The 24,119-nt window shown below is 57.2% G+C and carries 21 protein-coding genes; 8 read left to right on the top strand and 13 right to left on the bottom strand.

Going from position 1 to position 24,119, the window contains the following annotated elements; translation table 11 throughout:
* Positions 1–96 precede the first annotated feature (96 nt).
* The 3 genes from rsuA (at position 97) to HWQ14_RS12395 (ending at position 2,640) form a co-directional block, all read left to right on the top strand.
* A complete protein-coding gene (rsuA, locus tag HWQ14_RS12385; protein WP_176609871.1) occupies positions 97–804 on the top strand; it encodes a 16S rRNA pseudouridine(516) synthase RsuA in 708 nt (235 codons plus the stop codon).
* Positions 805–819: 15 nt separating this feature from the next.
* Positions 820–2,019, top strand: a complete 1,200-nt coding sequence (locus HWQ14_RS12390; RefSeq protein ID WP_148419874.1) for a Bcr/CflA family multidrug efflux MFS transporter — start codon at positions 820–822, stop codon at positions 2,017–2,019.
* Positions 2,020–2,295: 276 nt separating this feature from the next.
* Positions 2,296–2,640, top strand: a complete 345-nt coding sequence (locus tag HWQ14_RS12395; RefSeq protein ID WP_148419873.1) for a YejG family protein — start codon at positions 2,296–2,298, stop codon at positions 2,638–2,640.
* A gap of 3 nt (positions 2,641–2,643) precedes the next feature.
* Here HWQ14_RS12395 and yejF read toward each other — a convergent pair whose 3' ends face one another.
* The 9 genes from yejF to HWQ14_RS12440 all read right to left on the bottom strand — a co-directional run bounded on the left by yejF (position 2,644) and on the right by HWQ14_RS12440 (position 14,234).
* Positions 2,644–4,233 carry a microcin C ABC transporter ATP-binding protein YejF gene (gene yejF, locus HWQ14_RS12400; protein WP_176609872.1) on the bottom strand — a complete coding sequence of 530 codons (1,590 nt, stop codon included), beginning with the start codon at positions 4,231–4,233 and terminating at the stop codon, positions 2,644–2,646.
* A gap of 1 nt (position 4,234) precedes the next feature.
* Positions 4,235–5,260 (bottom strand): ABC transporter permease, encoded by a 1,026-nt coding sequence (locus HWQ14_RS12405; protein WP_148419871.1) that lies wholly within the window; start codon positions 5,258–5,260, stop codon positions 4,235–4,237.
* Positions 5,260–6,354 carry a microcin C ABC transporter permease YejB gene (locus HWQ14_RS12410; protein ID WP_148419870.1) on the bottom strand — a complete coding sequence of 365 codons (1,095 nt, stop codon included), beginning with the start codon at positions 6,352–6,354 and terminating at the stop codon, positions 5,260–5,262. The genes HWQ14_RS12405 and HWQ14_RS12410 overlap by 1 nt, the downstream gene beginning before the upstream one ends.
* 9 nt (positions 6,355–6,363) lie before the next feature.
* Complete coding sequence (locus HWQ14_RS12415; RefSeq protein ID WP_176609873.1) at positions 6,364–8,169, bottom strand: extracellular solute-binding protein; 1,806 nt, start codon at positions 8,167–8,169, stop codon at positions 6,364–6,366.
* 75 nt (positions 8,170–8,244) lie between these two features.
* Positions 8,245–9,798 carry a cyclic di-GMP phosphodiesterase gene (locus tag HWQ14_RS12420; RefSeq protein WP_176609874.1) on the bottom strand — a complete coding sequence of 518 codons (1,554 nt, stop codon included), beginning with the start codon at positions 9,796–9,798 and terminating at the stop codon, positions 8,245–8,247.
* Positions 9,799–9,925: 127 nt separating this feature from the next.
* Positions 9,926–10,495, bottom strand: a complete 570-nt coding sequence (gene mepS, locus HWQ14_RS12425; RefSeq protein ID WP_176609875.1) for a bifunctional murein DD-endopeptidase/murein LD-carboxypeptidase — start codon at positions 10,493–10,495, stop codon at positions 9,926–9,928.
* A gap of 416 nt (positions 10,496–10,911) precedes the next feature.
* Positions 10,912–11,625 (bottom strand): phosphatase PAP2 family protein, encoded by a 714-nt coding sequence (locus HWQ14_RS12430; RefSeq protein ID WP_176609876.1) that lies wholly within the window; start codon positions 11,623–11,625, stop codon positions 10,912–10,914.
* Positions 11,626–11,657: 32 nt separating this feature from the next.
* On the bottom strand, positions 11,658–12,644 hold the full coding sequence (locus HWQ14_RS12435; RefSeq protein ID WP_176609877.1) for a CobW family GTP-binding protein: 987 nt from the start codon (positions 12,642–12,644) through the stop codon (positions 11,658–11,660).
* Positions 12,645–12,767: 123 nt separating this feature from the next.
* Positions 12,768–14,234 (bottom strand): mannitol dehydrogenase family protein, encoded by a 1,467-nt coding sequence (locus HWQ14_RS12440; protein WP_176609878.1) that lies wholly within the window; start codon positions 14,232–14,234, stop codon positions 12,768–12,770.
* Between the two features lie 205 nt (positions 14,235–14,439).
* On the opposite strand from HWQ14_RS12440, the gene uxuA reads away from it, so the two are divergent.
* Positions 14,440–15,630: a mannonate dehydratase gene (gene uxuA, locus HWQ14_RS12445; RefSeq protein ID WP_148419863.1), complete on the top strand. Its 1,191-nt coding sequence runs from the start codon at positions 14,440–14,442 to the stop codon at positions 15,628–15,630.
* Positions 15,631–15,710: 80 nt separating this feature from the next.
* On the opposite strand, the gene yeiP is transcribed toward uxuA, so the two are convergent.
* Complete coding sequence (yeiP, locus tag HWQ14_RS12450) at positions 15,711–16,283, bottom strand: elongation factor P-like protein YeiP (protein WP_008500940.1); 573 nt, start codon at positions 16,281–16,283, stop codon at positions 15,711–15,713.
* Between the two features lie 164 nt (positions 16,284–16,447).
* On the opposite strand from yeiP, the gene HWQ14_RS12455 reads away from it, so the two are divergent.
* A complete protein-coding gene (locus HWQ14_RS12455; protein WP_148420009.1) occupies positions 16,448–16,702 on the top strand; it encodes a YkgJ family cysteine cluster protein in 255 nt (84 codons plus the stop codon).
* Here HWQ14_RS12455 and setB read toward each other — a convergent pair.
* Positions 16,699–17,880 carry a sugar efflux transporter SetB gene (gene setB, locus HWQ14_RS12460; RefSeq protein ID WP_148419862.1) on the bottom strand — a complete coding sequence of 394 codons (1,182 nt, stop codon included), beginning with the start codon at positions 17,878–17,880 and terminating at the stop codon, positions 16,699–16,701. The genes HWQ14_RS12455 and setB overlap by 4 nt on opposite strands.
* Positions 17,881–18,238: 358 nt before the next feature.
* On the opposite strand from setB, the gene fruB reads away from it, so the two are divergent.
* The 3 genes from fruB to fruA are packed head-to-tail and all read left to right on the top strand — an operon-like array spanning position 18,239 to position 22,009.
* Positions 18,239–19,369 carry a fused PTS fructose transporter subunit IIA/HPr protein gene (gene fruB, locus HWQ14_RS12465; protein WP_176609879.1) on the top strand — a complete coding sequence of 377 codons (1,131 nt, stop codon included), beginning with the start codon at positions 18,239–18,241 and terminating at the stop codon, positions 19,367–19,369.
* Complete coding sequence (gene fruK / locus HWQ14_RS12470; protein ID WP_176609880.1) at positions 19,369–20,307, top strand: 1-phosphofructokinase; 939 nt, start codon at positions 19,369–19,371, stop codon at positions 20,305–20,307. Before fruB ends, fruK begins: the two co-directional genes overlap by 1 nt.
* Before the next feature lie 16 nt (positions 20,308–20,323).
* Complete coding sequence (gene fruA / locus HWQ14_RS12475) at positions 20,324–22,009, top strand: PTS fructose transporter subunit IIBC (protein ID WP_176609881.1); 1,686 nt, start codon at positions 20,324–20,326, stop codon at positions 22,007–22,009.
* Between the two features lie 48 nt (positions 22,010–22,057).
* Here fruA and nfo read toward each other — a convergent pair whose 3' ends face one another.
* Together nfo and HWQ14_RS12485 are read right to left on the bottom strand one after the other, a co-directional pair.
* A complete protein-coding gene (gene nfo, locus HWQ14_RS12480) occupies positions 22,058–22,915 on the bottom strand; it encodes a deoxyribonuclease IV (RefSeq protein WP_148419858.1) in 858 nt (285 codons plus the stop codon).
* A gap of 64 nt (positions 22,916–22,979) precedes the next feature.
* Complete coding sequence (locus tag HWQ14_RS12485; RefSeq protein WP_148419857.1) at positions 22,980–24,026, bottom strand: YeiH family protein; 1,047 nt, start codon at positions 24,024–24,026, stop codon at positions 22,980–22,982.
* Positions 24,027–24,119 lie beyond the last annotated feature (93 nt).

Here is a 24,119-nt window from a genome sequence, read left to right on the forward strand (position 1 = left end):
GTGGCGCAACCAGACCATTATACTGAACCGTTTCTGACTGCTTCTTTTTCGGACGCGTAGTCCGACTTCCAGCACCATTAAGGCTAAAAAGATTTCATGCGACTTGATAAGTTTATCGCTCAGCAACTCGGCGTAAGCCGCGCTATTGCCGGGCGTGAAATTCGCGCCAGCCGCGTAACCGTGGACGGCGACATTGTGAGAGACAGCGCTTTTAAACTCCAGCCTGACCACCAGGTGGAGTATGACGGCAACCCGCTGACCCAGCAGAACGGCCCGCGCTATTTTATGCTCAACAAACCGGAAGGTTACGTGTGCTCAACGGACGATCCGGATCACCCGACGGTGCTCTACTTCCTTGATGAACCTGTGGCGCACAAGCTGCATGCGGCAGGGCGACTGGATATTGATACCACCGGCCTGGTGCTGATGACCGATGACGGTCAGTGGTCGCACCGTATTACCTCCCCGCGCCATCACTGTGAAAAAACGTATCGGGTGACGCTTGAGTCGCCGGTCTCGGACGACACGGCAGAGCAATTCGCGAAAGGCGTTCAGCTGCATAATGAAAAAGATCTGACCAGGCCGGCGGTGCTTGAAATCATCACCCCAACCGACGTGCGCCTGACCATCAGTGAAGGCCGCTATCACCAGGTGAAGCGTATGTTTGCCGCCGTGGGCAACCACGTTGTGGGTCTGCACCGTGAACGTATCGGCGCGATTGAACTCGATCCGGAACTGGCGCCAGGTGAATATCGCCCGCTGACGGAAGAAGAGATCGCCAGCGTCGGGCTGCCATCACGCTAAATTCAGGAGAACCCTGTGACCACCAGGCCACACTCGTCGTTTAAAATCGTGTTTATCCTTGGCCTGCTGGCCATGCTGATGCCGCTGTCTATTGATATGTACCTGCCCGCGCTGCCGGTGATTTCCGCGCAGTTTGGCGTTCCGGCAGGCAGCGCGCAGATGACGCTCAGCACCTACATTCTCGGTTTCGCGCTCGGTCAGCTTTTTTATGGCCCCATGGCAGATAGCCTGGGGCGTAAACCCGTTATCCTCGGCGGGACGCTGATCTTTGCCGCGGCGGCGGTGGCCTGCGCGCTGGCGCAGAGTATCGATCAGCTGATCGTGATGCGTTTCTTCCATGGCCTGGCGGCGGCTGCGGCAAGCGTGGTGATAAACGCGCTGATGCGCGACGTCTATCCGAAGGAAGAGTTCTCGCGCATGATGTCGTTCGTCATGCTGGTCACGACAGTTGCGCCGCTGGTTGCCCCCATGGTGGGCGGGGCGGTGCTGGTGTGGTTTAGCTGGCATGCGATTTTCTGGATCCTGGCGATTGCCGCGCTGCTGGCATCGGTGATGATCTTCGTCTTTATTGATGAAACGCTGCCCGTCGAGCGCCGTCAGAAGTTCCACGTCCGTACCACGCTTGGAAACTTTGCCTCGCTGTTTCGCCATAAGCGCGTCCTGAGCTACATGCTGGCCAGCGGCTTCAGCTTTGCCGGGATGTTCTCGTTCCTGAGCGCGGGGCCGTTTGTCTATATTGAACTCAACCACGTTTCACCCCAGCACTTTGGCTACTACTTCGCGCTGAATATCGTCTTCCTGTTTGTGATGACCATCATCAACAGCCGCTTTGTCCGGCGGGTAGGGGCGCTGAATATGTTCCGCGCCGGGCTGTGGATCCAGTTCGTGATGGCCATCTGGCTGGTGGTGAGCGCACTGCTGGGCGTTGGCTTCTGGGCGCTGGTAGTGGGCGTGGCGGCGTTTGTGGGATGCGTGTCGATGGTCTCTTCTAACGCGATGGCGGTGATCCTCGACGAATTTCCCCATATGGCGGGCACCGCTTCGTCGCTGGCGGGGACATTCCGCTTCGGTATCGGCGCGATTGTCGGCGCGCTGCTTTCAATGGCGACCTTTAATACCGCCTGGCCGATGCTGTGGGCGATAGCGTTCTGCGCCACCAGCTCCATTCTCTTCTATCTTTATGCCAGCCGGCCGCGTAAGACGGCGCATAAATAAACAGTTAAGGCCCGGTACGGGCCTTTTTGTTGACCCATATCAACCAACCCTTCGTTCGTTTACCCTGTGTTTGTTTCTTTTATGTAAAATCTATTTATGTAAAAAGTCACACCATTGTATTTAAAAAGGTTGAGTTAGATCGCAGAAACGGGTACATATAGCGCCGACGTGAGCCTGTAACGCTTATAAAATCTGCTAAATAGTGCAGGCTGGCGATGATGTGTTACTATAAATGTAAATAAATTGTGAAGTAAATTTGCTTCCGGGGAAATGAACGTGAATACATTACAACTCTCCATTGTCCATCGCTTGCCCCAGAGCTATCGCTGGTCAGCGGGTTTTGCAGGTTCGAAAGTTGAACCGATTCCGCAAAGCGTTGCAGGGGGAGATAATTGCCTGGTGGCGCTCAAGCTGCTCAGCCCGAGCGATGAAAACGCGTGGCCGGTAATGGAGCGTCTCAGCCAGGCGCTGACGGACATCGAAGTGGACAGCTCCGTGCTGGAATGCGAAGGGGAGCCGTGCCTGTTCGTCAACAGCCAGGACGAATTTGCCGCGACCTGTCGCCTGAAAAACTTCGGCGTAGCGATCGCCGAGCCGTTCTCCGGCCACTATCCCTTCTGAGTGCTAGTCAGCGGACAATAGCTGGCGCGTGTAATCCTGCGTCGGCGCAGTGAATACGCGCTGGCACTCACCCTGCTCAACGACCTCTCCCTGTCGTAACACAATCACCTGATGGCAAAGCGCGCGCACCACCTGTAAATCGTGGCTGATAAAGATATAGGCCAGCCGATGTTTTTCCTGTAACCCTTTTAACAGGTTCAGGATCTGTGCCTGCACGGTGCGGTCCAGCGACGACGTGGGTTCGTCCAGCACGATCAGCGCCGGTTTCAGAATCAGCGCGCGGGCAATCGCAATGCGCTGGCGCTGCCCGCCGGAAAACTCGGCCGGGTAGCGGTGCCGGGTTTCGGGATCTAAACCCACTTCCGCCATCACCCGTTTCACCTCGTTTTCACGCTGCCGCGCCGTCAGCGCAGGCTGGTGAACGCGCAGGCCCTCTTCAACAATCTGCAATACGCTGAGCCGTGGGTTAAGCGACGAGTTGGGATCCTGAAATACGACCTGCATCCGCGGGCGGACGGGCAGCAGCGCGCGGCGATTCAGGTTTTGCAGCGGCACGCCGTCAAAAACAATGCTGCCCCGGGAAGCGATTAAGCGCAGCAGCGCCAGGCCGGTGGTGCTTTTTCCGGAGCCGGATTCCCCCACCAGACCCAGCGACTCGCCCGGACGCAGCGAGAAGCTCATGTTTTTCACCACGGGGTTGCAGGCGACCACGCGGCGGAAAATGCCTTTGCGGATCGGGAACGACACCGCCAGATCCTCAACCTTCAGCAACGGCGCGCTGCCGGCGTCCAGAGGAACCGGGTCGCCGGAGGGTTCGCTATCCAGTAGGCGCTGCGTATACGGGTGCTGAGGCGCGCTCAGCAGGGCAGATGCCGTATTCTGCTCCACGCAGCGACCGTTTTGCATTACGGCTACCGCGTCAGCGAGCTTTCTCACGATGCTCAGGTTGTGCGTGATAAACAGCAGGCTCATGTTCAGCTCGTCGCGCAATTCGCGCAGCAGCTGGAGAATTTGCGCCTGCACCGTGACGTCCAGCGCGGTGGTCGGTTCATCGGCAATCAGCAACTCGGGACGCGTCAGCAGGGCCATTGCAATCATCACGCGCTGGCGCTCGCCGCCGGAAAGCTGGTGCGGGAAATCGTTCAGCCGTTTCGCCGCATTGCGAATGCCGGTACGTTCAAGGCAGTCGAGGATCTCGCCCCGGGCCGCTTCTTTGCGCATTCCCCGGTGGAGCGACAGCACTTCCCAGAGCTGTTTTTCCAGCGTATGCAGCGGGTTGAGCGACACCATCGGCTCCTGGAAAATCATGGCTATCCTGTTGCCACGGATGCCGCGCAGGGTGCGCTCGTCGGCCTTCAGCAGCGATTGTCCATGGAACAGGATATCCCCCTGCGGGTAGCTTACCGGCGGGGAAGGCAGCAGGCGCAGCACCGACAGCGCCGAGACGCTCTTACCGGAGCCGGATTCCCCCACCAGCGCCAGCGTCTCGCCGCGCTGGATCTGTAGCGATAAATCCGTCACCACGGTGCGCGACTCGCCCTGTTTTGAAAACGCAATCGACAGATTTTCAATACTCAGAAGGGGCCGGGTCATGTCATACCGCCTTGTTGGGGTCGAAGGCATCGCGGACGGCTTCGCCAATAAAAATCAGCAGGGAAAGCAGCACCGCCACGGAAAGAAAGGCGGTGATGCCCAGCCAGGGAGCCTGGAGGTTGTTTTTGCCCTGCAGCAGCAGCTCGCCAAGGGATGGCGACCCCAGGGGTAAACCGAATCCGAGGAAATCAAGCGACGTCAGGGTGGTGATGGAGCTGCACAGTATAAACGGCAGGAAGGTGAGGGTCGCCACCACCGCATTGGGGAGCATATGGCGGAAGATGATTGCGCGGTCGCTCACGCCTAACGCCTGCGCGGCGCGGATATAGTCGTAGTTGCGCGTGCGCAGAAACTCCGCGCGCACGACGCCGACCAGCGCCATCCAGCCAAACAATACGGTGATCCCGAGCAGCCACCAGAAGCCAGGCTGCACCACGCTCGACAGCAGGATAATCAGAAACAGCGTCGGCATGCCGGACCAGACCTCAATCACGCGCTGCCCCCACAAATCGATTTTCCCGCCGTAATAGCCCTGTACGGCGCCCGCTACGACGCCCATCACGCTTGAAAAGAGCGTCAGCATCAGCCCAAACAGAAGCGAGATGCGGGTTCCGTAGAGAATGCGCGCCAGCACATCGCCGCCGTTCGCGTCCGTTCCCAGCCAGTTTTGCAATGACGGCGGAGAAGGGAAGGGGGTGGACGTGGCAAAGTTAATGCTGTTCGCGCCAAACCGAATGGGAGCCCAGAGCGCCCAGCCGTGCTGCGCTATCTGCTCGCGCAGCCACGGATCCTGATACTCGGCCGGCGTCGCAAACGGGCCGCCAAAATCGCTTTCGGTGTAGCTGGCAAGCACCGGCACGTACCAGCGGTCTTTGAAATGCACCAGCAGGGGCTTATCGTTGGCAATCAGCTCCGAACACATACTTAAAACGAACAGTACGGCGAAGATCCACAGCGACCAGTAGCCGCGACGGTTGTGGCGAAAGCGGGCCCAGCGGGCCTGGTTGACGGGGCTTAAACGCGACATCAGCGGCCCTCAAAGTCGATACGGGGATCGACCAGCGTATAGCTGATATCGCTGATGATATTCAGCAGCAGGCCGATCAGGGTGAAAATGTAGAGCGTGCCGAACATGACCGGATAATCACGGGAGACGGTGGCCTCATAGCCCAGCAGCCCTAATCCGTTCAGGGAGAACATAACCTCTATCAGCAGCGAGCCGGTAAAAAACATGCTGATGAACGTGGCGGGAAAACCGGCAATGACCAGCAGCATGGCGTTACGAAAAACGTGCTTCCACATGATCTGCTTTTCGCCAACGCCCTTGGCGCGCGCGGTGACGACGTACTGTTTGCGGATCTCATCGAGAAAGGCGTTTTTAGTCAGCATCGTAAGCGCCGCAAAGCCGCCGATCACCGTCGCAAGCACCGGCAGCGTGATGTGCCAGAAGTAATCGGTGATTTTTTGATACCACGGCAGGGTGTCGAAATCAGCTGACACCAGCCCGCGCAGCGGGAAGAGGTCGAAGTAGCTGCCGCCGGCGAAAAAGACAATCAGCAGCACGGCGAACAGAAACGCCGGGATGGCGTAGCCGATGATGATGAACGTGCTGCTCCAGATATCAAAACGGCTGCCGTTGTGGACCGCTTTACGGATCCCGAGCGGAATGGAGACCAGGTAAATAATCAGCGTTCCCCACAGCCCGAGCGTGATGGAAACCGGCAGGCTTTGCTTGATCAGGGTTAACACCGAGGCGCTGCGAAACAGGCTGTCGCCGAAATCAAAGCGAACGTAATCCCAGAGCATGCTGAAATAACGCTCGTGAAGCGGCTTGTCGAAACCATAACGATGGGTGATCTCGGCGATCACCTCCGGATCCAGCCCCCGGCCGCCCCGGTAGTGGCTTTCACTGATATTCCCCACGCCGGTGCGGGCATGGCTGGCGCCCATCCCTTCACCGCCGCCGCCCGGCATGCCGCCGGCGTGGCCAAATTCTATTGCCGCAATCGCCTGGTCGACCGGGCCGCCCGGAGCAATCTGGACGATGAAAAAGTTAATGGTGATGATGGCCCACAGCGTCGGGATAACCAGCAGCAGACGGCGGATAAGATAAGCGCCCATCGTAATTCCTTAACGCCGCTCTGCGGGCAGTTTTGCGGCTTTATTCACGTCATACCACCAGGTGTCAAAGCCCAGGGTGTAAACGGGACGCACGGCAGGCAGGGAGAATTTGTCCCAGCGCGCCACGCGATCTTCACCCATATACCACATTGGCAGCATGTAATAGTTCCAGGTTAACACCCTGTCGAGCGCGCGCCCGAGCGGCAGCAGTTTTTCTTTGTCGCCCTGGGCGGCCACGATTTTCGCAATCAGGGCATCGACCACCGGGCTTTTGACGCCCGGGGCGTTATAGGAGGAGTCGATATAGCCTGATGCCCAGGAGATTTGCAGATCTGAGCTCGGCCACGGCTGCGCGGCCCACAGGCTTTGCATCATGTCGTAATCGCGGCTGCGCTTGCGGTTGGTGAGCTGGGCCATATCGACCTGGCGAATATTCATCGTTACCCCAAGCCGGGCAAGGTTCTTCTTAAAGGGGAGCACCCACTGATCGTTTGCCCCGGAGGCAATCAGCAGTTCGAAGCTCAGCGGTTTACCGGTTTGGGCATTGACCCGCTTCTGATTTTTCAGCACCCAGCCCGCCTCATCCAGCAGGCTGCTGGCTTTCAGCAGGTTTTCGCGGTCAAACCCGTTGCCGTCAGAGGTAGGGGGCTCAAATACTCGGGTAAACACTTCCGGCGGCAGTTCCGCTTTTAGCGGGGCCAGCAAAACCAGCTCATCCGCGTGGGGATAATCCCGGGCGGCGTACTCGGTATTCTGGAAATAGCTGTTAGCCCGGCTGTAGGCACCGTAAAACAGCGCCTTGTTCATCCATTCAAAATCAAACGCCAGGGTAATCGCTTCGCGCACCCGACGATCGTGAAAGACCGGGCGCTGAATATTAAACGCCAGCCAGCGCGTGTCCTGCGCGGATTCGTTTTTATGTTCGTCCTTAACGATATAGCCTCTGTCGAAGTTTTTGCCGATATAGCGAGTGGCCCAGTTTTTGGCGCTGTTTTCCACGCGCAGATCAAACGCGCCTGCCTTAAACGCCTCAAAGGCCACGTTGTCGTCAAGATAGTAGTCGTAGCGGAGGGTATCGAAGTTCCAGCGGCCGCGGTTTACCGGCAGCCCGGCAGCCCAGTAGTCCTTCACGCGGGAATAGATAACATACTGGCCCATCCGCCAGTCGGTGATGCGATACGGCCCGCCGGCTAACGGCGGGGTCGAGAGAGGATCGCTCAGCTTGTGGTGCTTCCAGAATGACTCGGGCATCACGGGCAGTGAGAACAGGCTCAGCATATTCTCTTTGTTCGGTTCGCTCAGCTCGATTCGTACGGTCAGCGGAGCGATGGCCTTTACCGTGGTGCCTTTGTACACCAGACGAAACTGGGGAACGCCCTCGGTCATAAATTTATGAAAGGTGAACGCCACGTCGCGGGCGCTAACCGGGGTGCCGTCGTGAAAGCGCGCCCGCGGGTTAAGGGCGATTTCTGCCCAGCTAAAATCGTCGGCGTAACGCACGTTCTCGGCAACCAGCGGATAATAGCTGCCGGGCTCGTCGTCGGAGGTGACGAACAGCGTGTCGTAAAGCGATTCGGTTCGGGCTGCCGCCACGCCGCGCAGGGCAAAGCGGTTAAAGTTATCAAACGTGCCCGTGGCGGAAAGCGTCACGCTCCCGCCTTTGGGCGCGGCGGGATTCACGTAATCGTAGTGGGTAAAGTTAACCGCGTATTTCGGCTCGCCTATGACGGCAAAGGCCGTGCTTTCTTTGATGGTCTGCGCCTGGCCGGGCAGGCTCACCAGCGCCAACAGCATCAGTACAACGCGCATAATCATAGTGCGGCGGATCCCTTTGTTCACAGGCAGGCTCGGTTGAACAGAATAATAAGTGACTGTGCCGCGATTGTGAAATTATTCCCCGAGCGTAACGCTGGGCTGCCACGTCTTAAACTGCTCCAGCGGCATCGGGCGGCCGATCCAGTAGCCCTGGAGATAGTTCACGCCGTGCTCGCGCAGCCACGCCGCCTGCTCCGGCGTTTCGACGCCCTCTGCGACGGTTAACATATTCAGGCGTCCCGCCAGCGTCAGCACCGCATCAAGCACTGGCGAGGTCACGGTTTCCGTCCCAATGGCGTTCACGAAGCCGCGGTCAATTTTCAGGTAATCCATCGTGAAGCGTTCTAAATAGATGAGCGCGCTGTGGCCGGTGCCAAAATCGTCGATGGCGATTTCAAATCCTTCATCGTGCAGCCATTCGAACAGCTGGTTAGCCTCGCGGTGGTTGATCATGTCGCGCTCGGTTATTTCCAGCACAATCTGGAAGTGATCGGGGGGAAGGGCGGCGGCAAACGCGCGCATATCCTCTTTAAAGCTTTCCGAATGCAGATGACCGGGCGCGATGTTTATTCCAAACTTGGCGCCGGGGGGAAGCAGGGTTTGCAGAACGGGGGCATCGCGAACGATAAGGTCAAAAAGATGCAGCGTCAGCGGAACAATCAGCTTCTGCGCTTCGGCAAAATTGATAAACGCGTCCGGTGGGATTTCGCCCATCACCGGGTGCTTCCAGCGCATCAGGACTTCCAGCCCGGTCATCCTGAGCGACTGCGCATCCACGACCGGCTGATAGACAACGTAGAACTGGTCGCGCTTGATGGCCGTGAGGATCTCTTTTCCGGGATTAAGTCGAATAGTGAGAATATAGAAGTTCAGCAGACCTGCCGCGATGCCGCAGACCAGGCCGAAAAACACGGCGTAGAGCAGTTCATCGGTCGTCCACTCTTGCGCGTAGACGTTTACGGTCAGAGGAATATTTTTCAGCGTGGCGGTGCGGGCAGGGACGTCGGGCAAATCCCGCGCCTGAACCAGCATTCCGGACTGGGTGGATAACGCGGAATCGCCAATAACGATCGATATTCCGGCAAATTCATCCTGACGTGACGTATAGAGAAGGTAAGGCGTCAGGTTGATGTTCACGGAGGTAAATACGCCGCCGTCTTTCACCAGCGGATTACGATACCAGATGGCGATCGCGGGCTTATCAGGCAGCATGGGCGTGCCCGGCAGAAGCGCGATATCAACAGGTTTGCTGATATGTAGCTGAGGGATAAGCGTTTCCATCGGGGTATTCATCGGACCTGTTGCCGAGGAGCAGAAGGCCTGTTTATCCCTGACCAGCAAAAAGGCGCGCACGTTAAGGCTGAAGGCCGCGCGCGAGGTCAGCGCCGCGCTGACTTCGTCACAGCTGTTCAGCGTGAGCGGCTGGAGCGTATCAATGGAGGTTTTGAGCTCGTCGAAAAAGCTCTCCATGTAGACGCTTAAATCCGTAATGAGGGTATCGTACCTGACTTCTCGCTTGTGATAACTCCAGTAAAACTGTAACGCACCCAGAAGCAGGGCGGTAAATAACCCCGTCAGAAAACTGAGAAACAGTATCCTGCGGTTGCTGGAGAAGTAGCGGGTAAACATAGATGTCGTGATTCCTGAAATGCCGCTGAATAACTATCAGTGTAACGGGCAAAAAAAAACACTGCCGGAGCAGTGTTTTTTTTATCGTATCGCCAGCCAAGGGATAACCAACGATACGACAGCAAGATTAACTGCGGCTCAGAACGCGGCGCGCTTCGTTGTAGCGCTTCTTCCAGTAAGGCTCGTTCATGCTGGAAATCGTCACACCACTGCTGGTGGAGGCATGGACAAACTGATCGTTACCGATATAGATGCCAACGTGTCGACCGGTTGAACCCGCTTTGAACAGAACTAAATCCCCGGTGCGCAGTTTAGTGCGCGAAATGGACTTGCCCATCTCCTGCTGTTCATAAGTAGAACGCGGAAGATCTAACCCAAACTGCTCGCGGAACGTACGCTGCACGAATGCGGAACAGTCAATGCCTTTCTTGGTGCTGCCGCCCAGGCGATAGCGCACGCCCTTCCAGTCAGCATACTGGTCCATAATGCGGGACTTCACGTCCAGATTACGTACCATATTTTCAAATTCATCCTGAGAGGCTTGCAGTGAAGAGGAATCTTCCATTCCCACAACACGCGTCTCAGGATGCATATTCCTGGCGGTATTGGTTGTACTACATGCCGAAAGCAGAACCGCTACTGCAATCGCCGGGATCCCCCGCATGATATATCTCAAGATTGGTTGAGATTTGACCATTTTGTTTATTTTCCCTTGAAGTCCTTAACGAAAAAAATCGTTATAAAAATGCCAACCGTGACGAGACTAATTATCTGTTCACAATGAGACAATTCTTTATGGTGAAAACTGTGGCGCAACGCACAAAATTATTCACCACGAAAATAATTATCTCCGTGGGGCAAAACGAGTTCGAGGTTAACCGATTGCAAGGGGCATTGCGAGCAAAAAAGTCTGATTTTTTATAAGAAATTGTGATACACAACGTTACAGCGCGCAATTGCTCAAAATACCGTCGACGATGCCCGTAAACCCTGCAATTGCTTCATTTTTATCATGAACGGTATGACGGGATGATGACAGCGTGGCGCGCGTCGGAGACGAAATAAATCAGGGATCGAAAACAATCCCTGATGAATGATGTTAATTTTGGTTATTTATTTGTTTTCGGTTTGTTTAAATTTACCGGGAAGATAACGATCAAACAACCTTATTAAGCGATCGCTGAGGGGGGTCATCAGAACCCATGGTAAACCAATCAGCACCGCCGTAAGCGAACCCACCGCGATATCGGTCAGCCAGTGAGCGCCAATCATCACCCTCGGGAATGCAAATATCACCACGATCGCCAGAGCTACCGTGAAGGCTTTTTTACCGAAATAGCGCAGCATAAAGCCGGCGAAAATCAGCAGCATCATACCGTGGTCGCCCGGGAAGCTATCCTTAGAGGCGTCTTTCGTCGGAATGTGCAGCAGCTCGCTGACGCGGTTAATATTCGGGAAGGTGAGCGACGGGCTGGCGCGTTTAACCGGCATCAGGTGCTGCGCCAGCTGGTTGATGATGACCGCAGTCAGCAGCATCACCAGGCCGATAATCAGAATGCGTCGACGACCCGCGCTGTCCTCTTTTAGCCAGAAGGAGAGCATCAGGCAGCCCATTGCCAGCAGCGAACAGCCGTCAAAGGCGCGGTTGTTGGTGATCGCGACCAGCCACAGGAAGGCCTCACTCTTCGCCAGCGCCTGGTTAAAGAAGTGGAAAAGACCAGAATCCAGCGGGAACCAGAAGCCGTGATCCACCGGGATATACCAGGAGAAAAAGATCGCCAGGCCGGCAGCATTAAGCAATAAAATAGCAGGAAGTCGAGTCGTCATAGTCTTCAGCACGCAATAAACCAGGGGCAACGTTAGCCGCCCAAACTTAAACGAAGCTTCAACAGGGTGGACTGAAGAGCGTTCCAGTCGGCGTTAACCGCACTTATTAACTCTATTCGGCTGTCGGGTGGCGCAACATTCTGCGTTTCAATGAAGAAATCCTCGCCCTGACGGTTAATGCGAACCAGCCCATCCGGGGTGCGCATGATCCCCTTAACCCGTTCAACCGGGGCCAGCCTCGCCCACTCCAGTATGCCAATGGTATCGAAAACCGTGTCGGCGTCGAAGATCCACCCGCACGCCTGATGCCCCTGGCCGCTGTTCAGGTTACGACGCCAGCGCTGATGTTCTGGCAGGCTCAGCGCAGCCAGACCGTGCTTCACGCCGTGGCTATGGGAATGCGCCGCGCTGGCAGGCAGCGGCGTCTGGTTGAGGCGGGGGAGATCCAGCAGGGCGCCATCGATATTACCCTGAGTCGCCTGAACAAGCTGACGTCCGCCGCCAGCCTGCTGCCACCAGGCCTCGAACGCGGCCTGACTCTCGGCCGTCGCGCGATCGGATTTATTCGCAACGATGATATCTGCCGAGGCGAGCTGGTCGCGGAAATTGTCGTTATTAACCGCTTTTTCATCCAGCAGCTGGCGCGGATCGAGCAGGCAAAGCGTCGCGCGGAGCTCAAGCCAGGGCTCGTATACCGGCGCGGTCAGTAAATCGAGAATTTGCTTCGGATGACCCAGCCCGGTAGGCTCAATCAGCAGGCGGTCCGGTTTGCCCTGACGCAGCAGCGTATTAAGCCCGACCTGCATCGGCAGACCATTCACGCAGCACATACACCCGCCCGGGATCTCTTTTACCATCGCGCCGCTGTCGGCGAGCAGCGCGCCGTCGATGCCGACTTCGCCAAATTCGTTTACCAGCACGGCCCATTTTTCCGACGGATCTTTAATGGCCAGCAAATGCAGGATGGACGTAGTTTTACCGCTGCCGAGAAAACCGGTGATCAGGTTGGTTTTGGTCACGTGCGCTCCGATAGATAATTGTGATGTACTAACAGCTATCTATCATCCTGACGAAAAAAACGGGCAATGAGAAGAGGGAGGGCGAACGGAGCGCAATGCCGTTCGCCTTAAACGCAATAATCGCTAAATTTTTAACGTTTCGATAACGGCCTGACGCGCGCCGAGGCGGGCGATGCGCCGGTACGCCCCGGCTATCTCGTCGACAAAGACAGGATTTTGCGGCAGGTCGTCGCCAAAAATTTCTTTTAGCGTCAGCAGGGCGTTAACGCGCTCCGCGTCGCTGCTGGCTTCAGCAATCGCCCTAAACTTTTCGCTCAGCGGATCGCGCACGTCAATGGCGTTGCCCTGGTCGTCCGTCCCGCTGACGTAGCGCATCCAGCCTGCGACGCCCAGCGCCAGCAGTGGCCAGGGGGTCTGGCGCGCAAGATGCACGCGGATCCCGTCCAGCATGCGTTGCGGCAGCTTCTGGCTACCGTCCATTGCAATTTGCCAGGTGCGGTGCTGTAGCGCCGGGTTCGCAAACCGCTCGATGAGGCTGTCGGCATACGCCGTAAGATCGACGTCGGTGATGCGCAGCGTTGGCGCTTGCTCGTTCAGCATCAGCCTGCGGGCGGCCTCGCGGAAGCTGTCGTCCTGCATACATTCATTAATATGCGCATGTCCGGCAAGGTAGCCGAGATAAGCGAGGAAGGAGTGGCTGCCGTTCAGCATCCGCAGCTTCATCTGCTCCCAGGGCAGAACGTCCTGCACCATCTGCACGCCTGCGGCTTCCCACTCCGGGCGTCCGGCGACAAAGTTATCTTCCACCACCCACTGAATGAACGGCTCACAGCTGATGGCACACGGATCGTCAACGCCCAGCTCCCGGGAAATTTCCGCGAGCGAGGCGTCGGTGGCGGCGGGAACAATTCTGTCGACCATGGTGCCAGGGAAGCTAACGTGCGCCTCTATCCATCCGGCCAGCTCTGCGGACCGCTTCGCGGCCATGCCGAGTACGGCGTTTTTCACAACGTGGCCGTTGTCGGGGATATTATCGCAGGAGAGCACGGTAAACGCCGGTAGCCCCCGCTCGCGGCGGCGGTGAAGCGCTTCGACCAGGATCCCCGGCGCGGAATGCGGCTCGGAAGAGTGTTCCAGATCGTGCAGTATGCGGCCGTTTTGCATGTCCAGCTTGCCGGTTGCCGGATCGATGCAATACCCCTTTTCGGTAATGGTGAGCGAGACAATCGCCACCTGCGGTTCACAGAACTTTTCGATGATGGCTGCCAGCGAGTCGAGTTTCGCATTCAGGCATTCATTTACCGCCCCGACGATGATGGGCTGGTTGCCATCGGCGCCTTTCTCCAGCACGGTGAACAGATGATCCTGCGCCCTAAGCTGGCTCATGAGGACATCGCCGCTAAAAAGGCTTATCTCACAAATACCCCAGTCGCCTCCTCTGACGTTAAGTACCCGATTTGTTAACAGCGCCTGATGCGCCCGATGGAACGCGCCGAAGCCGAAATGGACGATGCGGGAGCGCAGTAGCGCGCGATCGTAGCGGGGCTGCTGGACGTGGGCAGGAAGCGCGGTGGAGGCAATAGTCTTCATGAAGTACACACCTGATTAACCATTAATTAACAATGCCAGTGTAAAGTTATATGACAACAAATTGAATTGGTAAGCCGTAAATATCCCCGTTATGTGAGTTTGATCAATCAATGCCGCCTGCTGTATTGACCACTGACGGTAAACATGTATGGTAGTCGTCATCGAAGATATTCATATTGGTATAACAACTTGCGAGGGTGGGGCAATGGAACAAACCTGGCGTTGGTACGGGCCGAACGATCCGGTTTCTCTTGATGATGTGCGTCAGGCTGGCGCAACGGGTGTGGTCACGGCGCTGCATCATATTCCGAACGGCCAGGTGTGGCCGGTTGAGGAAATTCAAAAGCGTCAGGCACAGCTGGCCGAGAAAGGGCTAACCTGGTCTGTTGTGGAAAGCATTCCGGTTCACGAAGATATCAAAACGCATTCCGGCGAGTGTGAAACCTGGATTGCGAACTATCAGCAAAGCATTCGTAACCTGGCGGCCTGCGGTATTGATACCGTCTGCTATAACTTTATGCCGATTCTGGACTGGACGCGTACCGATCTGGAATATGAAATGGCGGACGGTTCAAAGGCCCTGCGCTTCGATCAGATTGCCTTTGCGGCTTTTGAGCTGCACATTCTGAAGCGTCCGGGTGCGGAAGCAGATTACACCGCCGATGAGCAGCAGCAGGCGCTGGCGTGGTTCAATGCCGCCAGCGAAGCGGAGAAAGAAAAGCTGGTCCGCAACATCATCGCTGGCCTGCCGGGTGCGGAAGAGGGGTATACCCTCGACAGGTTCCGCGCGCGCCTGGCGGAATATGGCGATATCGATAAAAACCAGCTGCGCGAAAACATGGCGCACTTCCTGCGCGCTATCGTGCCGGTGGCTGAAGAGGCTGGCGTGCGGCTGGCGGTTCACCCGGACGATCCTCCGCGCCCCATCCTCGGCCTGCCGCGTATCGTGTCGACCATTGAAGACATGCAGTGGCTGAAAGAGACGGTGGATAGCATCTACAACGGCTTCACCATGTGTACGGGCTCTTACGGCGTGCGTGCGGATAACGATCTGGTGCGGATGATTGAAACCTTCGGCGATCGCATTCACTTCACGCACCTGCGTGCAACCTGCCGTGAAGAGAACCCAAAAACCTTCCACGAAGCCGCGCACCTGGGCGGTGACGTGAACATGGTTGCGGTGGTGGACGCCATTCTGACGGAAGAGGCGCGCCGGAAGAAGGCGGGGGATTTACGTCCTATCCCGTTCCGTCCGGACCACGGCCACCAGATGCTGGACGATCTGCGTAAGAAAACGAACCCAGGGTATTCGGCGATTGGCCGCCTGAAGGGCATGGCGGAAGTGCGCGGTATTGAGCTGGCGCTGAAAATGACGAAATATCCAGAGCTGCTGTAAAGCATATTGTCAGCTTTCCGACCTGCCAAAATACAAAAACCGGCCTCAGGGCCGGTTTTTCGTGAGAAACGCTGAGCGTATCAGTCAGCGCGACCCATATAGCGTTTTTCTTCGATATGGATGCGGATTTTCTCACCAGCAGACAGGTATTCTGGCACCTGTACGACCAGGCCGGTGGTCAGGGTAGCCGGCTTGTTACGCGCGCTCGCAGACGCGCCTTTGATGCCCGGTGCCGTTTCAACGATTTCCAGATCGACCGTCTGCGGCAGCTCCAGCGCCAGCAGCACGCCGTCCCAGGTCAGCACCTGCATGTCCGGCATCCCGCCCTCAGGAATGAACAGCAGCTCTTCTTCAATCTGATCTTTGGTGAAGATATACGGGGTGTAGTCTTCTTTATCCATGAACACGTATTCGTTGCCGTCGATATAGGAGAAATCAACGTAGCGACGGGTCAGGGTCACGGTATCCACGATATCGTCACCTTTGAAGCGTTCTTCCACCTTCAGGCCGGTACGGACGTCGGCGAAGCGCATTTTGTACAGCGTTGCTGCGCCACGGGCGCTCGGTGCCTGAATATCGATATCTTTCACAATCAGCAGTTTGCCGTTGTAATTCAGTACCATACCTTTCTTAATTTCGTTCGCTCTTGGCATTGCAGTAATCCTGTTTACGGGAGGTAAAAAATATCGCGCCAAATTACTCGCGCGCGGCCTTTCAGGCAAGCGGAATTCGTGGGTTTTGCTATCAATACATAAAAGGTGTTACTGTGCGCGCAATGCCCGACCGCACGGGCGTTTGCCACCAGCAGAGAGCATTTATGGATTGTCGTTCCGACTGTGGCGCGTGCTGTACCGCACCGTCCATCTCAAGCCCCATTCCAGGAATGCCGGACGGCAAGCCTGCCAATACCCGCTGCGTTCAGCTCTCTGATTCCAACCTGTGTATGATCTTTGGCTCGCCCCTGCGCCCGAAGGTGTGCTCCGGCCTACAGCCAACCGCCGAAATGTGCGGCAGTACGCGGCAGCAGGCCATCACCTATCTTCTTGAGCTGGAAGCGCTCACCGCGCCTTAAACGTCCTTAATACGCGTCAGGCAGCCTAGCGTCAGGACGCACATCACCAGCGCAATCCAGAACACCGTATGATAGTTCCAGATTTCAGCCACGATGCCCGCCAGCGAGCCTGCAATAATCCAGCCCACGCGGGTGGTATTAGTATAAAGGGTGGTGGCAGCGCCTGCCTGACCCGGCATCAGATCCTGGAAGTAGAGCATGCCGATACCGGCCAGAATGCCGATATAAATGGCGTTCAGCAGCTGTAAAGCAAGAAGCAGAGCGGGCGTATGGACCGTCAGCATGCCGACATAAAACAGCAGCCCGGCAGCGGCGGCAATGCGCATCAAAAAGCGCTTTCCGAAACGCTTCGCGTAATAGCCCGCAATCAGCATGGTGGGGATTTCAAGCCCTGCGGCGGTACCCATCATTATCCCGGCCAGCTTCTCGGGCAGATGCAGCTCATCAATAATAAACAGCGGCATATTAATGATATACAGGCTGTTCGTTCCCCACATCAGCGTACAGATAATGAATAACAGCAGCGCGTCGCGTCGGTTACGCCGCGGTGCTTCCAGCGTACCGGTCGCCACCTTTGGCTCTTTACGCATGGATGGCAGAAAGAACCAGACCATCGCGCCGCACACCACGAAGGCTACCGCCGCGCTGAGGTACATCACCGTAAAGCCAAAACCCATTGCCAGCGCGTAGGCGAGCGGGGGACCAATCACCCACGCCAGCGACACCTGAGCGCGCAGTATCGAGCTGAACATCACCGCTTCCCGCCCGGTACGGTCGGCGTGCTCGCGGGCAAGGGCGAACATCTGCGGGTTGGCGGTGGAGCCGAAGCTGCTCAGGAACACGCCCACAAACAGCAGGATGAAATAGTTACGGTTCCAGGCAAACAGCAGACAGGCAAACACCCCGAGCAGGCAGCAGAACACGATCAGGCTTTTGCGATCGCCTTTTCTGTCTGAGCGACCGGCCAGAAACTGGCTGACGAGAATGCCGATGATGGCGCTCCCGGTAAAGAAGAAGCCGACCATCGCCGGACGCGCGTGGACTTCATTGGTCAGAAACAGGCTCAGGGTAGGCGTTTGTAACGCACCGGCAATCCCGGTGAGGAAAGCGACTATCAAAAACGCCGTTGACGTCAAATCAAAGGGCTTTGGTGAGGCGGCAGCGGGGGTGTTATGCATGGTCAGTATTTGCGAGTGACAGGGAGACGCGGAGTTTACGCCGCCCGTCATTAAATAAACAGAGGGTGAGGTCAAGATTGCCACAAAAAATCAAAATGCCATTTCAGTTTATTGAGCCTGCGCTGAAGCGTGCTGAACCTGTTTGCTGAACATCAGCAAAACGTCACGGTGTGAAGAAGAAATGTGCTGCACTTCTAAATTCTGATACACGAAACGTAACTTTTCTTGCAACCTTCTGAAGAAAAGACAAGACTTCTTGAAACGTTTCAGCGCTATCTTGTTTGTCATGATGGAGCAGGTTAGCGCCTATTTTCTCAGTTAAGCTGAAACGATTCAATTTCAGCAGGAGAGGAGAACCATGTTCCAGTTATCTGTTCAGGATATCCACCCGGGCGAACAGGCCGGGAATAAAGAAGAGGCTATTCGCCTGGTCGCCGCTGCTCTCGTGCAGGCTGGCAACGTGGCTGACGGCTACGTTAACGGCATGCTGGCGCGCGAGCAGCAGACCTCCACCTTCCTCGGCAACGGCATTGCTATCCCGCACGGCACCACGGACACCCGCGACCAGGTGCTGAAAACCGGCGTACAGGTTTTCCAGTTCCCGCAGGGCGTGCTCTGGGGAGACGGTCAGGTGGCTTACGTGGCTATCGGCATCGCGGCCAGCGGTGACGAACACCTGGGCCTGCTGCGTCAGCTGACGCACGTGCTGAGCGATGACTCCGTCGCTGAACAGCTTAAATCCGCGACCACCGCTGAAGAGCTGCGCGCGCTGCTGATGGGCGAAAAGCAGAGCGAAGCGCTGAAGCTCGACAATGAAACCCTGACGCTGGACGTCGTCGCTTCCGATCTGGTCACCCTCCAGGCGCTGAATGCGGCGCGCCTGAAAGAGGCGGGCGCGGCTGATGCCGTCTTCGTCACGCGCGCCATCAACGACAGGCCGCTGAACCTGGGCCAGGGCATCTGGCTGAACGACAGTGCTGAAGGCAACCTGCGCAGCGCTATCGCCGTCAGCCGCGCTGCTGCTGCCTTTGACGCAGACGGCGAGCGTGCGGCGATGCTGGTGACCGTCGCCATGACCGACGACCAGCCGGTTGCCGTGCTGAAGCGTCTGGGTGACCTGCTGCTGAACAATAAAGCTGAAAAACTGCTGAACGCCGACGTGGCAACGGTGCTGGCGCTGTTGACCAGCGACGATGCGCTGAAGGACGACCTGCTGAGCGCAGAGTACGTGGTGCGTAACGAACACGGCCTGCATGCCCGTCCGGGAACCATGCTGGTGAATACCATTAAACAATTTGAGAGCGAGATCACCGTGACCAATCTGGATGGTTCGGGTAAGCCTGCCAACGGGCGCAGCCTGATGAAAGTCGTCGCGCTGGGCGTGAAGAAAGGACACCGCCTGCGTTTCACCGCGCAGGGAGCAGATGCTGAACAGGCGCTGAAAGCGATTGGCGATGCCATCGCGGCCGGTCTGGGGGAGGGCGCATAATGAGCAGACGTGTTGCGACCATTACGCTGAACCCGGCCTACGATCTGGTGGGCTTCTGCCCGGAAATCGAACGTGGCGAAGTTAACCTGGTGCGAACCACCGGCCTGCATGCCGCAGGGAAAGGCATTAACGTGGCGAAAGTGCTGAAAGATCTCGGCATCGACGTCACCGTTGGCGGATTCCTCGGTAAAGACAACCAGGACGGTTTTCAGCAGCTGTTCAGCGAGCTGGGCATCGCTAACCGCTTTCAGGTTGTACAGGGCCGTACCCGTATCAACGTAAAGCTGACCGAGAAAGACGGTGAAGTGACCGATCTGAACTTCTCGGGCTTTGAGGTTACCCCGTCTGACTGGGAGCGCTTCGTTGCCGATTCCCTGAGCTGGCTGGGACAGTTTGACATGGTGTGCGTCAGCGGCAGCCTTCCGTCCGGCGTCAGCCCGGAAGCCTTCACCGACTGGATGACCCGCCTGCGCAGCCAGTGCCCTTGCATTATTTTCGACAGCAGCCGCGATGCGCTGGTCGCCGGACTGAAAGCCTCTCCATGGCTGGTTAAGCCTAACCGCCGTGAGCTGGAGATCTGGGCTGGCCGTAAGCTGTCAGAATTAAAGGATGTGATTGACGCTGCCCATGCGCTGCGCGAGCAGGGTATCGCTCACGTGGTGATTTCGCTTGGCGCAGAAGGTGCCCTGTGGGTTAACGCCTCCGGGGAATGGATTGCTAAACCCCCTTCAATGGAAGTGGTCAGCACCGTGGGTGCCGGGGATTCCATGGTTGGCGGCCTGATTTATGGCCTGCTGATGCGGGAATCCAGTGAACATACCTTACGTCTTGCTACCGCCGTTGCGGCCCTGGCCGTAAGCCAGAGCAACGTCGGCATTACCGATCGTACCCAGTTAGCCGCGATGATGGCGCGCGTTGACTTAAAACCGTTTAACTAACAGCAGGAGAGGAATAATGAAAACGCTGCTGATCATTGACTCCGGTCTCGGACAGGCTCGTGCCTATATGGCGAAGACCCTGCTGGGCGCGGCGGCACAAAAAGCGCACCTGGATATCATTGATAACCCGAGTGATGCCGAAATGGCGATTGTTCTGGGCGATAAAATCCCCGCTGACAGCGCCCTGAACGGCAAAAAAGTGTGGCTGGGCGATATTAATCGCGCGGTGGCACACCCTGAACTGTTTCTGAGCGAAGCAAAAGGTCATGCCACGGTTTACAGCGCACCCGTTGAGGCGGCGCCGGTTGCGGCCACCGGGCCGAAGCGCATCGTTGCGGTAACGGCGTGCCCGACGGGCGTGGCTCATACCTTCATGGCGGCAGAGGCCATTGAAACCGAAGCGAAAAAACGCGGCTGGTGGGTGAAGGTTGAAACCCGTGGCTCCGTGGGCGCAGGTAACGCCATCACGCCGGAAGAGGTCGCTGAAGCCGATCTGGTTATCGTGGCGGCAGATATCGAAGTGGATCTGGCGAAGTTTGCCGGCAAGCCGATGTATCGCACCTCTACCGGCCTGGCGCTGAAGAAAACCGCGCAGGAGTTTGACAAGGCGCTGGCGGAAGCCAAACCGTATCAGGCAACCGGTGCGGCTAAAACCCCGACCGAAGGGAAAAAAGAGTCTGCGGGCGCGTATCGCCACCTGCTGACCGGCGTCTCCTACATGCTGCCGATGGTGGTAGCGGGCGGCCTGTGTATTGCGCTCTCCTTCGCCTTCGGTATCGAAGCGTTTAAGGAGCAGGGCACGCTGGCGGCGGCGTTAATGCAGATTGGCGGCGGCTCCGCCTTCGCGCTGATGGTGCCGGTACTGGCTGGCTTTATCGCCTTCTCTATTGCCGACCGTCCGGGCCTGACGCCGGGTCTTATCGGCGGCATGCTGGCGGTAAGCACCGGTTCAGGCTTTATTGGCGGTATTATTGCCGGTTTCCTGGCAGGCTACGTGGCGAAGCTGATTAGCTCGAAGCTGAAGCTGCCGCAGAGCATGGAAGCGCTGAAGCCGATCCTGATCATCCCGCTGATTTCCAGCCTGGTGGTGGGTCTGGCAATGATTTACCTGATCGGTAAGCCGGTCGCGGGCATTCTGGAAGGCCTGACCCACTGGCTGCAAACCATGGGGACGGCGAACGCGGTTCTGCTGGGCGCTATCCTCGGCGGTATGATGTGTACCGACATGGGTGGTCCGGTAAACAAAGCGGCATACGCGTTTGGCGTTGGCCTGCTGAGTACCCAGACCTATGCGCCGATGGCGGCGATCATGGCGGCAGGCATGGTGCCACCGCTGGCGCTCGGCCTGGCGACGATTATTGCCCGTCGTAAGTTCGATAAAGCGCAGCAGGAAGGTGGGAAAGCGGCGCTGGTGCTGGGCCTGTGCTTCATTACCGAAGGCGCAATCCCGTTTGCGGCGCGTGACCCAATGCGCGTTCTGCCCTGCTGTATCGCAGGCGGTGCGGTAACGGGCGTCATCTCTATGGCGGTGGGTGCGAAGCTGATGGCGCCGCACGGCGGTCTGTTTGTTCTGCTGATCCCAGGCGCAATCACTCCGGTGCTGGGTTACCTGCTGGCGATTGTTGTCGGTACGCTGGTGGCGGGCCTGTCTTACGCGGTGCTGAAGCGCCCGGAAGCGGAAGCGGTCGCCAAAGCGGCATAAGCGTTAACGCAATAAAAAAGCCGGGTCGCATTACGCGCCCGGCTTTTTTTATGCCGCCTGTTCAGCGGTCTGCTGCGCTTTCAGCCAGGCAATTTCTTCCGCCCAGATATCCGGGTTGATGGTTTCCAGCACCATCGGAATGCCGTCGAAGCGGGCGTCCTGCATAATAAAGCGGAACGCATCGTGGCCAATATTGCCTTCGCCCAGGCTGTGGTGGCGGTCAACGCGGCTGCCGAAAGCGCTTTTCGCATCGTTTAAGTGCATGCCGCGCAGGTAGTTAAAGCCAACAATCCGCTCGAACTCGTCGAAGGTGTTCTTCGTTGCCTCGGTCGTGCGCAGGTCATAGCCTGCCGCAAACGCGTGGCAGGTATCAATGCACACGCCCACGCGGGATTTGTCTTCCACGCCGTCGATGATCGCCGCCAGATGTTCGAACCTGAAGCCCAGGTTGCTGCCCTGACCGGCGGTGTTTTCAATCACCGCCGTCACGCCTTTAGTTTTATCCAGCGTGATGTTAATGGACTCGGCAATGCGCGCCAGGCAGGCGTCTTCATCGATCTGCATCAGATGGCTACCCGGATGGAAGTTGAGCAGCGTCAGGCCCAGCTGCTCGCAGCGCTGTACCTCATCCAGGAACGCTTCACGGGATTTTTCCAGCGCCTCAGCAACCGGGTGGCCGAGGTTAATCAGATAGCTGTCGTGCGGGAGGATCTGGCCTGGCCCATAGCGGTACTTCTCGCAGGCGGCCCTGAAGCTATCAATCACTTCAGCGGTGAGGGGAGCAGCGCGCCACTGGCGCTGATTTTTGGTGAACAGGGCGAAGGCGGTCGCCTCGATTTCGGCGGCACGAATGGCGGCATTCGCAAGGCCACCGGCAGCGCTAACGTGCGCTCCAACATATTTCATAAAAAGACTCCTGTTAACCCGAAACGCCTATGATAACGGGTTAACAGGAGAAGGACGAGATGGTTTATGCCAGCAGGCTGTGTACGGCGAGGTTAATCGCGCCGCCGCCCACAATCAGCCAGATGAAGAGCACCAGCGCCATCAGCAGCGGCTTCGCACCGGCTTTTTTCAGGGCGCTCACGTGCGTGGTTACGCCCAGCGCCGCCATCGCCATGGCCAGCAGTACCGTATCCAGCGTGACCAGCATATCCACCACCGCCTTCGGCAGCAGGTGGAAGGAGTTAAAGATGGCAACCACGATAAACAGGATCGCAAACCATGGAATGGTGATTTTACTTTTCTCGTTGCCGCCCGCCGGCGCCAGCTGTTTAACCCGCGCCGCCAGGAAAATCAGGAACGGTGCCAGCATCATTACGCGCAGCATTTTAGCGATGACCGCCGCGTTTTCCGCATCCGGACTGATGGCGTGACCTGCCGCTACCACCTGCGCCACTTCATGCATGGTTGAACCGATATAGATACCGTAGGTTTCCGGGCTGAACCAGTGCGCCACCAGCGGATACATGGCCGGATAGAGGAAGATCGCCAGCGTACCGAAGATGACCACCGTCGCGACGGCCACCGTAACTTTACTGGCCTCGGCCTTAACCACCGGCTCCGTCGCCAGCACCGCGGCCGCGCCGCAGATGCTGCTGCCAGCACCAATCAGCCAGCTGGTTTGTTTATCGAGCCCAAAGATCTTCTGGCCGATGAAGCACGCCAGTAAAAAGGTGCTCGTAAGGGTCAGGACGTCGATGGCAATCCCGCTGACGCCCACATCCGCAATCTGCGAAAAGGTGAGGCGAAAGCCGTAAAGGATGATCCCGAGACGCAATAAATGCTGTTTGGCGAAAATAACGCCCCCGTCACAGGATTTCCAGATGTGCGGATAAACGGTATTCCCGACGACCATGCCGAGCAGAATGGCCAGCGTTAAGGCGCTGAATCCTGCACCGGCCACCGCCGGAATGCTGCCGCCCCATAAGGCGACACCGGTAACCACGGCGCTGAGCGCAAGACCCGGCACGAAGTGCCACACTGTACGATGATGTTGTAAGGTGATTTCTGACATAACCTTCTCCTTTGTCTGGCTAAAGGTTACGGCGCTCTGGCTTAAAAATAAAATTGATTATATATTTATAATCAATCTTTATAAGTGGTAAGC

Origin of the sequence: Enterobacter cloacae, assembly GCF_013375935.1 — a bacterium.
Taxonomy (GTDB): domain Bacteria; phylum Pseudomonadota; class Gammaproteobacteria; order Enterobacterales; family Enterobacteriaceae; genus Enterobacter; species Enterobacter pasteurii.